The sequence below is a fragment of the Pseudonocardia halophobica genome (assembly GCF_027922425.1).
In the GTDB taxonomy this organism is placed as follows: Bacteria; Actinomycetota; Actinomycetes; order Mycobacteriales; family Pseudonocardiaceae; genus Pseudonocardia; species Pseudonocardia halophobica.
Genome location: NZ_BSFQ01000073.1, coordinates 1 through 10,085 on the forward strand (window position 1 = coordinate 1; position 10,085 = coordinate 10,085).

Consider the following 10,085-nt stretch of genomic DNA (forward strand, 5'->3'; position numbering starts at 1 on the left):
CGCACCCGCACCCTGACCTTCACCTTCGACGGCGAGCAGTACACCGGCCACCCCGGCGACACCCTGGCGTCGGCGCTGCTGGCGAACGGGGTCCGCCGGGTCGCGACCAGCGTGAAGCTGGGCCGCCCGCGCGGCATCACCGCCGCGTGGAGCGAGGACCCCACCGGGCTCGTCCAGATCGAGGAGCCCTTCCCCGAGCCCATGCTGCTGGCCAGCACCATCGAACTGGTCGACGGCCTGGTCGCCCGTGGGGTGAGCGGACAGGGCCGGCTCGCCGAGGTCCCCGACACCGCGCGGTACGACCGCAAGCACACCCACTGCGACACCCTGGTGATCGGCGCCGGCCCCGCCGGGCTGCTGGCGGCGCGGACCGCCGTGCGGGCGGGGGAGAGCGTCGTCCTGGTCGACGACCGCCCCACCCCCGGCGGGAGCCTGACCGGCACCGAGCGGATCGGCGGGCGCCCGGCGTTGCAGTTCGTGGCCGACACCGTCGCCGAGCTGACCGCCCACCCGGACGTGCTGCACCTGCAGCGCACCACCGCGTTCGGGCACTACGACGACGGCTTCGTCCTCGCGCTCGAGCGCCGCACCGACCACCTCGGCACGGCCGCCCCGCGGCACCGCTCCCGGCAGCGGGTGCACCGGATTCGCGCGGAGCAGGTCGTCGTGGCCACCGGCGCGCACGAACGGCCGATCGTGTTCACGGACAACGACCGGCCCGGAATCATGCTCGCCGCCTCGGCGCGGGACTACCTGCACCGGTACGGCGTGCTCGCGGGCCGCGAGATCGTCGTCTTCACCAGCGACGACGCCGCCTACTCCGCCGCGGCCGACCTCGCCGCGGCGGGGGCCGCGGTCACCGTGGTCGACGCCCGCACCGACGTGCCGGCGGTGGCGGCCGGCTGCGTGCGGCAGCGGATCCCGGTGCACTGCGGCGTGGTGGTGGTCGGGACCACGGGGGAGGAGCGGATCCGGCAGGTGCAGCTCGCCGCCCCTGGTGAGGAGCCCTGGACCCTGCCCTGCGACCTCCTGCTCGTCTCCGGCGGCTGGAACCCGACCGCCCACCTGTTCAGCCACGTCAAGGGCGTGCTCGCCTACGACCCCGCGCTCGGCGCCTTCCGCCCGGGCGACACGCTGCCCGGCGTCAGCGTGATCGGTGCCGCCAACGGGACCCTGGACCTGGCCGGGTGCCTGCGCGAGGGGGCCGGCGGCGACGCGCCGAGCACCGCCGCCGAGCCGGAGCGCCTGCCGGCCCAGGTGCTCTGGCGCACCGCGGGCGACGCGGACCGCCAGTTCGTGGACATCCAGCGGGACGCGACCGTGGCCGACATCGCCCGGGCCGTGGGCGCGGGGATCCGCTCGGTCGAGCACGTCAAGCGGTACACGACCATCGGCACCGCGCACGACCAGGGCAAGACCTCCGGGGTGATCGCCTCGGGGATCACCGCGGACATCCTCGGCACGACCGTGGACGCGTTGGGCACCACGAGCTTCCGCCCGCCCTACACCCCGGTCGCGTTCGCCGCGCTGGCCGGTCGCGAGCGCGGACAGCTGTTCGACCCGGTGCGGACCACGGCCCTGCACGACTGGCACGTCGCGGCGGGCGCGGAGTTCGAGGACGTCGGGCAGTGGAAGCGCGCCCGGCACTACCCGCGGCCCGGCGAGGACATGGAGGCCGCGGTGCTGCGCGAGTGCGCGGCCGTCCGCACCGGCGTGGGCATCCTCGACGGCTCCACCCTGGGCAAGATCGACGTCCAGGGCCCGGACGCCGCGGTGCTGCTCGACCGCGTCTACACGAACATGATGAGCAACCTGAAGGTCGGTCGCGTGCGCTACGGCGTGATGTGCGGCAACGACGGCATGGTCATCGACGACGGCACCGTGCTGCGCCTGGCCGAGGACCGTTTCCTGGTCACCACGACCACGGGCGGCGCGGCGGCGATCCTCGACCACCTCGAGGAGTGGGTGCAGACCGAGTGGCCCGAGCTGCGCGTGCACCTCGCCTCGGTCACCGAGCAGTGGGCGGTGTTCCCGGTCGTCGGGCCGCGCTCGCGCGACGTCCTCGGCGAGGTGTTCCCCGGCCTCGACGTGTCGAACGAGGCGTTCCCGTTCATGTCCTGGCGGGACACCGAGCTCGACGGCGTCCCGGTGCGGATCGCGCGGATCTCCTTCTCCGGCGAGCTCGCCTACGAGGTCAACGTCAACTCCTGGTACGCGCGATCGCTGTGGCTGCGGCTGCTCGACGCCGGGGCGCGGTACGGCATCACGCCGTACGGCACCGAGACGATGCACGTGCTGCGCGCCGAGAAGGGCTACCCGATCATCGGGCAGGACACCGACGGCACCGTCACCCCGCACGACCTGGGCATGGAGTGGGCGGTGTCGAAGAAGAAGCCGGACTTCCTGGGCAAGCGGTCCTTCGCCCGCCCGGCGAACCACGATCCGCTGCGCAAGCAGCTGGTGTCGCTGCTGCCGACCGACGCGCGGACGAAGCTGCCGGAGGGCTCGCAGATCGTCGAGTTCCGCGCGGACGGCGTGCTGCCCCCGCCGCCGGTGCCCATGCTCGGGCACGTCACCTCCAGCTACCACAGCGCCGAGCTCGGCCGCCCGTTCGCGTTGGCTCTGGTCAAGGGCGGACGCGCGCGCATCGGCGACGTCGTGCACGTCCCCGTCGCGGGTGTGCTCGTTCCCGCCGAGATCGGCTCGTCCGTGCTCGTCGACCCGGAAGGAACCCGTCGCGATGGTTGAGCGCACCCTGTTCCGCACGCACCCGCTCGAGGACCGGATACCGGCGCTGGACGCCGCGGAGACGGCAGGCCTCCGGATCGAGGCCGAGGCCGAGGTCGCCGCGGTGGACCTGCGCGTCGACCTGGCCGGGCCGGGCGTCGACGCCGCCGCACGGGCGCTCGGGGCGCGGCTGCCCACGCAGCCGAACACCTGGACGCGCACCCACGACGGGCAGGCCGTCTGGCTGGGCCCGGACGAGTGGCTGGTCACCAGCGTCGCCGCGCGGCCGCACGAGTGGGAACACGCCCTGATCGCCGCGGTCGCGCCCTACGGCGGCGCCGCCGTGGACGTCTCCGCGCAGCGCACCAGCATCCGGGTGAGCGGCGCCCGGGCCCGGGAGCTGCTGTCCTTCGGCTGCGCGCTCGACCTGCGCCCGGCGTCGTTCCCGGTCGGGTCCGCCGCGCAGACCACCGTCGGGCTCGCCGGCGTGCTGCTCCTCGCCCTCGGCGCGGACGACTTCCGCCTCCTCGTGCGGCCCTCCTTCGCCGGCCACCTGGCCGACTGGCTGCTCGACGCCGCCCTGGAGTTCCGTGCCGACCCGACCGCCCGCCCGACCGCCGCCGCCTTCCCCTGACCGACCACCGCCGCGGTCGCCGACGACCGCCACGTGAGGAGAGACCCAGCATGAGCACCACCCCCCGCGTCGTCATCATCGGAGCCGGGATCGTCGGGGCGAACCTGGCCGACGAGCTCACCCGGCGCGGCTGGGACCGGGTCACCGTCCTGGACCAGGGGCCGCTGCCGCTGACCGGCGGCTCGACCTCGCACGCGCCCGGCCTCGTCTACCAGACCACCGCGTCGAAGACGATGACCGCGTTCGCCACCTACACCGTCGAGAAGTTCCTCTCCCTGGACGTCGACGGGGCGTGGTGCTTCAACCAGGTCGGCGGGCTGGAGGTCGCCACCACCCCGGAGCGGCTGGCCGACCTGCACCGCAAGCAGGGCTGGGCCACGTCGTGGGGGGTGCCCGGCGAGGTCGTCGGGCCCGAGGAGTGCGTGCGGCTGCACCCGCTGCTCGACCGGGACCAGGTCCTCGGCGGCTTCCACACCCCGACCGACGGCCTGGCCAAGGCCGCCCGCGTGGTGGTCGCCGTGGCGCGGCGGGCCGAGGCCCGCGGCGCGGTCTTCCAGGGCTCGACCCGCGTGGTCGGGATCAACCAGTCCGGCGGCCGGGTCACCGGCGTGCGGACCGACAAGGGCGAGGTGCCCGCGGACGTCGTGGTGTCCTGCGGCGGCTTCTGGGGCCGGGAGCTCGGGAAGCTGGTCGGGATGCGGGTGCCGCTGCTGCCGCTGGCCCACCAGTACGTGCGGACCGGGCAGGTCGCCGACCTCGTCGGCCGCAACGACGACGTGGTCGAGGCCCGCCTGCCGATCCTGCGCCACCAGGACCGGGACCTGTACTACCGCGAGCACAACGACTGCCTCGGCATCGGCTCCTACGCCCACCGTCCGATGCCCGTGCGCATCGGCGACCTCCCCGAGGTCGACGACGACGACATGGGCGAGGCCGCCATGCCGTCGATGCTGCCGTTCACCGAGGAGGACTTCGCCCCCTCCTGGGAGCACAGCAGGCTGCTGCTGCCGTCCCTGCGGGACGCGAAGATCGAGACCGGGTTCAACGGGATCTTCTCCTTCACCCCCGACGGCGGCCCGCTGATCGGTGAGTCCCCGGACGTCGCCGGGTTCTGGATCGCCGAGGCCGTCTGGGTGACCCACTCCGCCGGCGTCGCGCGCTCGGTGGCCCAGCTGCTCGTCGACGGCCGCAGCGAGGTCGAGCTGCACGGCTGCGACGTGGCCCGCTTCGACGAGATCGAGACGACGGACGCCTACGTCGACGAGACCGCGCAGCGGAACTTCGTGGAGATCTACGACGTGGTGCACCCCCTGCAGCCCAAGCTCTCCCCGCGCGACCTGCGGGTGAGCCCGTTCCACGCGCGGCAGAAGGAGCTGGGGGCGTTCTTCCTGGAGTCGCACACCTGGGAGCGGCCGCACTGGTACGAGGCCAACGCCCCGCTGGTCAAGGAGCTGCCCGCCGAGTGGCAGCCCCCGGGCCGCGACGCCTGGTCGGCGATGTTCCACTCGCCGATCGCCGCGGTGGAGGCGTGGAAGACCCGCACCGCCGTGGCGCTCTACGACATGACCCCGCTGACCCGGCTCGAGGTCTCCGGGCCCGGGGCGCTCGCGTGCCTGGAGCGGCTGACGACCGGGAAGATGGACAAGTCCGTCGGCTCGGTGACCTACACCCTCGCGCTCGACGAGGCCGGCGGCATCCGCAGCGACCTCACCGTCGCCCGCCTCGGTGAGGATCTCTTCCAGGTCGGCGCGAACGGGCACCTCGATCTGGACTACTTCCGCCGGCAGGCCCCGGCCGACCACAGCGTGCAGATCCGCGACATCACCGGCGGCACCTGCTGCATCGGGGTGTGGGGGCCGCTGGCCCGCGACCTGGTCCAGCCGCTCTCCGATGACGACTTCTCGAACGAGGGGCTGAAGTACTTCCGCGCGAAGGCCGCGCACATCGCAGGCATCCCGGTCACCGCGATGCGGCTGTCGTACGTCGGCGAGCTGGGCTGGGAGATCTACACCAGCGCCGAGTACGGGCAGAAGCTGTGGGACGTGCTGTGGGAGGCCGGGCGACCCCTCGGGGCCGTCGCCGCGGGCCGGGCGGCCTTCACCAGCCTGAGGCTGGAGAAGGGCTACCGCGCCTGGGGCGCGGACATGACCACCGAGCACAACCCGTACGAGGCCGGGGTGGGCTTCGCGGTGCGCCCGCAGAAGGGCGAGTTCGTCGGCCGCGCCGCGCTCGAGGGCCTCTCCGCCGACACGGTCACGCGCCGGCTCACCTGCCTGACCGTCGACGACGGCCGCAGCGTCGTGCTGGGTCACGAGCCGGTGTTCCTCGACGGCCGGGCGGCGGGCTACGTCACCTCCGCCGCGTTCGGGCACACCGTCGGCACGCCGGTCGCCTACGCCTGGCTGCCCGCCGTCGAGGTCGGCACGTCCGTGGAGATCCAGTACTTCGGCCGCCGGGTGCGCGCGACCGTGGCCGCCGAGCCGCTGGTCGACCCCGACATGACCCGCATCCGCCGCTGACCGCCCGAGGAGGGACCCCCATGCGCACGGACACCCTCGACGAGTTCCTGCAGGCCCTCGCCGCCCGCGTCCCGGCACCCGGCGGCGGCGCGAGCGCCGCGCTGCACGCCGCACAGGCCGCGGCCCTCGTCGGCATGGTCGCCCGCTACAGCGACGGACCGAAACTCGTCGACCACGCTGCCGTCGTCACCGCCGTCCGCGACGACTCCGACGCGTGCCGCCTGCGCGCGCTGGACCTCGCCGAACAGGACACCGCCGTGTTCGGCGCGGTCGCCGGCGCCTACGGGCTGCCGTGCTCGACCCCGCGCGAGATGGCCGCCCGGTCCCTGGCGATCGCGGCCGCGCTGATCGAGGCGGGGCGCGTCCCCGCCCACGTCGTCGCCCTGGCCGAGCGGATCCTCGGTCTGGCCGAGCGGCTGCTCCCGGTCGGCAGCCCGAACGTCGTCAGCGACGTGGCCGCGGCCGCGGAGGCCGCCCGCGCGGCGGCGTCCACCGCCCGCGTCAATGTCGAGATCAACCTCGCCGGCATCACCGATGCCGCCGCGCGCACGGAGCTCACCGCCGCCCTCGGCGGGGTCGACGACCTCCTCACCCGCGCCGACAAGGTCACCGCCGCCGTCCGGGAGCAGATCCTCCGATGACCTCCACCCTGACCGCCGTGCTCGGTGGGACGGAACTCGCTCCCGGAGGGGTGAGACCGGGCTCCACGGCGTTGCTGCTGGAGCACACGGCCCGGTCCGCGGCCCGATCCTCAACGTCACCCCGGACTCGTTCTCCGACGGCGGGGCCTTCCCCGACCGCGCGGCCGCGGTGGCCCACGGGCTGCGGCTCGTGGCCGACGGCGCCGTGGTGCGGGTGCACGACGTGGCGACGACCGTGGACGCCCTGGCGACGCCCTGGGATGAGCGGGCTGGGCTGAGCGGGCGTCAGATGATCGCCCGGACGGCCTTCTCGAAGCCGAGGACGTGCTCGCGGGCCAGGTGCTCGGCCGCCGGGCCGTCCTGGCCGGCGATCGCGCGCAGCAGCCCGACGTGCTCGCCGACGTGCCGGTCGAACTCCGGCATCCGGTCCAGGAACAGGCAGAAGATCCGGGTCGCGAGGTTGTTGTAGCGCACCAGGGTGTCCTCGAGGTGGGGGTTGCCTCCTGCGTGGTAGATCGCGCGGTGCACGCGCAGGTCCCAGCGCATCAGCTCGCTGCGCCCGAGCGTGCGGACGTCGAGCTGCTCGGTGTCGTCCGCCAGCCGGGACAGCTCGGTGCGCACGACCGCTCCGGCGGTCTCGGCCGCCCGGCGCGCGGCGAGCGGCTCGAGCTGCTCGCGGATCTCCGAGATGTACGCGAGGTCGGTGATGTCCACGCCGGTCGCGAACGTGCCGCGACGGGGGTAGGAGATCACGAGCCGGTCCAGCTCCAGGCGCTTGAGCGCCTCGCGCACCGGGGTGCGGCCGACGCCGATCGTGCGCACCAGCTCGGCGTCGTCGAGCGGGGCCATCGGCGGGATCTCGAGCATGATCAGCCGGTCCTGGATCGCGGCGTAGGCGCGGTCGGCGAGCGACAGCGAGCTCTGCTCGATGTCCTGGGGCGCAGCGGTCACGATCTCAGTCTAGGCACCTGACATGCAGGCGGCGAACGCACTGAACTCGTCAGCGATACCTCTTGTCCAAAACTGATATACCAATCTAGTATCTGGGTTCCCGACGACGTGACCCGCGCCGACCCGACTCCAGGAGCGCGCATGACCATCTCGGTGTTCGACCTGTTCAAGGTGGGGATTGGACCGTCGAGCTCGCACACGGTCGGACCGATGCGGGCGGCGTACCTGTTCGTCACCCGGCTCCGCGGATCCGGCGACCTCGCCCGCGTAGCGACGGTCCGCTGCGAGCTCTTCGGATCGCTGGGGGCCACCGGCCACGGGCACGGCTCGGTCAAGGCGGTGGTCCTCGGGCTGGCGGGGGAGCAGCCGCACCTCGTCGACCCGGTCGCCGCCGATCCCGCGGTGGAGGCGGTGCGCACCGAGGGCCGGCTGGTCCTCGGCGGCGAGCACAAGATCGAGTTCTCGCTCGACGACGACATCGTCCTGCACCGGCGGCACAGGCTGGACTTCCACTCCAACGGCATGGTCTTCGCGGCCTTCGACGCCGACGGCGCGGAGCTCGACCGCCGCGAGTACTACTCCGTCGGCGGCGGCTTCGTCCTCGACGAGGACGACGCCGGCCGCCCGGTCCTGGTCGAGGACCCGACGCCGGTGCGGTACCCGTTCACCGCCGGGGACGGGCTGCTCGCGCTCACCCGGGAGACCGGGTTGCGGATCAGCGACATCATGCTGGCCAACGAGCTGTCGTGGCGCAGCGAGGCGGAGGTCCGGACCGGGCTGCTGCACACCTGGTCGGTGATGCGCGAGTGTGTCGAGCGCGGCACCCACACCTCCGGCGTCCTGCCCGGCGGGCTCCGGGTCCGCCGGCGGGCGGCCGCGCTGCGGGCGCGCCTGGAGTCCGACGCCGACGAGACCGACGGCCTGCACGCCATGGAGTGGGTCACCCTCGCCGCGCTCGCGGTCAACGAGGAGAACGCCGCGGGCGGGCGCGTCGTCACCGCACCGACCAACGGTGCCGCCGGGATCGTGCCCGCGGTCCTGTACTACGCGGCGCGCTTCCTGCCGGGGTGCGACGACGACGCCGTGGTGCGGTTCCTGCTCACCGCCGGCGCCGTGGGCCTGCTGTTCAAGGAGAACGCCTCGATCTCCGGGGCCGAGGTCGGCTGCCAGGGCGAGGTCGGCTCGGCCTGCGCCATGGCCGCGGGAGGGCTCGCCGAGATCCTCGGCGGCACCCCGGAGCAGGTGGAGAACGCCGCCGAGATCGGCATCGAGCACAACCTGGGCCTGACCTGCGACCCCGTCGGCGGGCTGGTGCAGATCCCGTGCATCGAGCGCAACGCCGTGGCCTCGGTCAAGGCCATCACCGCCGCCCGGATGGCCGTGCGCGGCGACGGCGCCCACCACGTCTCGCTCGACAAGGCGATCAAGACCATGCGCGAGACCGGCGCCGACATGAAGGACAAGTACAAGGAGACCGCCCGCGGTGGGCTGGCCCTCAACGTCGTGGAGTGCTGATTCGACATGCTGGAGACTCCCGTGACCCGCTCGTTCACCCTCACCCTGAGCTGCCCGAACCGCACCGGCATCGTCCGGGCCGTCAGCGCCTACCTGTTCGAGCACGGCTGCGACATCAGCGAGTACCAGCAGTTCGACGACTCGGTGCGGTCCCGGCTGTTCCTGCGCACCCGGGTAACCGCGGACGCCGGCGTCGACCTCGACGCCATGGCCCGCGGCTTCGAGCCCGTCGCCGCGGACTTCGGGATGGACTTCACCTTCTCGCCGGCCGAGCCCGTGCGGATCCTGGTCATGGTGTCCAAGCTCGGGCACTGCCTCAACGATCTGATCTTCCGCTGGCGGGCCGGGAGCCTCGGCGCCGAGATCGTCGCGGTCGTGTCCAACCACGAGGACCTGCGCCCGATGGCCGAGGCCGCCGGGCTGCCGTACGTCCACGTCCCGGTCACCCCGGAGACCAAGCCCGAGGCCGAGGCCCGGCTGCTGCAGCTCGTCGACGAGTGCGAGGCCGAGCTCGTCGTGCTGGCCCGGTACATGCAGGTCCTGTCCGACCAGACCTGCAAGGCCCTGCACGGGCGGGCGATCAACATCCACCACTCGTTCCTGCCCGGGTTCAAGGGCGCGAAGCCCTACCACCAGGCCTACGACCGCGGGGTCAAGCTCGTCGGGGCCACGGCCCACTACGTCACGCCGGACCTCGACGAGGGGCCGATCATCGAGCAGGAGGTCATCCGCATCGACCACACCTACGACCCGCAGGCGCTGCAGACGGTCGGCCGCGACGCCGAGGCCCTGGCCCTGTCGCGGGCCGTGCGCTGGCACTGCGAGCGGCGGGTCCTGCTGAGCGGGCACAGCACCGTCGTCTTCCGGTGACGTGCAACCACCGGTGCCGTGACCGAGCTGTGAGTGGGGATAGTCGCCATAGCGACTATCCCCACTCACGACGTGGTGGCTGGGGCCTCGACGGTCAGGCCCGCGTCCCGAACACGACGACGGAGCGCAGGACGTCGCCGTGGTGCATCTTCTCGAAGGCGGTCTCGATGTCGTCGAGGCCGATCTCCTCGGAGACGAACTTCTCCAGCGGCAGCCGGCCCTGCAGGT

7 protein-coding genes and 2 pseudogenes are annotated in these 10,085 nt (G+C 73.2%); 7 read left to right on the top strand and 2 right to left on the bottom strand.

The annotated features are described in order from the left end of the window. The 5 genes and pseudogenes from PKE99_RS36825 to PKE99_RS36845 all read left to right on the top strand — a co-directional run. Nucleotides 1–2,748 (top strand): 2Fe-2S iron-sulfur cluster-binding protein (locus PKE99_RS36825; RefSeq protein WP_037054569.1); only part of this gene is annotated, 2,748 nt, incomplete at its 5' end. Then, nucleotides 2,741–3,361 carry a sarcosine oxidase subunit gamma gene (locus PKE99_RS36830; RefSeq protein ID WP_037054574.1) on the top strand — a complete coding sequence of 207 codons (621 nt, stop codon included), beginning with the start codon at nucleotides 2,741–2,743 and terminating at the stop codon, nucleotides 3,359–3,361. The genes PKE99_RS36825 and PKE99_RS36830, both read left to right, overlap by 8 nt. Before the next feature lie 50 nt (nucleotides 3,362–3,411). Beyond that, nucleotides 3,412–5,880: a GcvT family protein gene (locus tag PKE99_RS36835; RefSeq protein WP_037054577.1), complete on the top strand. Its 2,469-nt coding sequence runs from the start codon at nucleotides 3,412–3,414 to the stop codon at nucleotides 5,878–5,880. A 20-nt stretch (nucleotides 5,881–5,900) separates the two neighbouring features. After that, nucleotides 5,901–6,521 carry a cyclodeaminase/cyclohydrolase family protein gene (locus PKE99_RS36840; RefSeq protein WP_037054580.1) on the top strand — a complete coding sequence of 207 codons (621 nt, stop codon included), beginning with the start codon at nucleotides 5,901–5,903 and terminating at the stop codon, nucleotides 6,519–6,521. A 106-nt stretch (nucleotides 6,522–6,627) separates the two neighbouring features. Further along, nucleotides 6,628–6,726, top strand: a pseudogene (locus PKE99_RS36845) (dihydropteroate synthase); the annotation flags it as partial. A gap of 80 nt (nucleotides 6,727–6,806) precedes the next feature. Here PKE99_RS36845 and PKE99_RS36850 read toward each other — a convergent pair. Then, nucleotides 6,807–7,472, bottom strand: a complete 666-nt coding sequence (locus PKE99_RS36850) for a GntR family transcriptional regulator (RefSeq protein WP_037054582.1) — start codon at nucleotides 7,470–7,472, stop codon at nucleotides 6,807–6,809. Between the two features lie 141 nt (nucleotides 7,473–7,613). Between PKE99_RS36850 and PKE99_RS36855 the strand changes: the two genes are divergently transcribed. Both PKE99_RS36855 and purU read left to right on the top strand, forming a co-directional pair. Continuing rightward, entirely contained in the window at nucleotides 7,614–8,987 is a 1,374-nt protein-coding gene (locus tag PKE99_RS36855) for an L-serine ammonia-lyase (protein ID WP_037054584.1), read from the top strand. 6 nt (nucleotides 8,988–8,993) lie between these two features. Then, nucleotides 8,994–9,857 (top strand): formyltetrahydrofolate deformylase, encoded by an 864-nt coding sequence (purU, locus tag PKE99_RS36860; protein WP_156068115.1) that lies wholly within the window; start codon nucleotides 8,994–8,996, stop codon nucleotides 9,855–9,857. A 94-nt stretch (nucleotides 9,858–9,951) separates the two neighbouring features. Here the strand turns inward: purU and PKE99_RS36865 are convergent. Next, nucleotides 9,952–10,085 (bottom strand): annotated as a pseudogene (locus tag PKE99_RS36865) (S-(hydroxymethyl)mycothiol dehydrogenase); the annotation flags it as partial.